The organism is Mesorhizobium sp. M3A.F.Ca.ET.175.01.1.1 (assembly GCF_004791945.1).
Lineage (GTDB): Bacteria > Pseudomonadota > Alphaproteobacteria > Rhizobiales > Rhizobiaceae > Mesorhizobium.
Genome location: NZ_SRTP01000291.1, coordinates 1 through 308, shown reverse-complemented (window position 1 = coordinate 308; position 308 = coordinate 1). Strand labels below are relative to the sequence as shown.

The window sequence follows — 308 nt, the reverse complement described above, 5'->3', positions numbered from 1 at the left end:
GGACCGGATCGCGGGCTTCCATATGCATCGCGGCATATTGGCGATCGGCGTTCGGAGCAGTCCGCAATCCGCCGAAGCCCTGCTCGAAACCCTGCCCGCAAGCGCGCTGGTCGTGGTTCTGGTCGGCATATCCAATCACGACAATATCGGCTCGATCTTCCGCAACGCCGCGGCCTTTGGCGCGGATGCCGTGCTTCTGGATTCCACCTGCTGCGACCCGCTTTACCGCAAGGCGATCCGCGTTTCGGTCGGCGCGGCGCTGAAGGTTCCCTTCGCGTCCTTCGCCGACACAGGAACGTTCACCGCGA

1 protein-coding gene is annotated in these 308 nt (G+C 64.0%); it reads left to right on the top strand.

Annotated features, from left to right (window positions below; genetic code table 11):
- The coding region (locus tag EN818_RS31705; RefSeq protein ID WP_281039973.1) for a TrmH family RNA methyltransferase at positions 1-308 on the top strand (308 nt) is incomplete at both ends.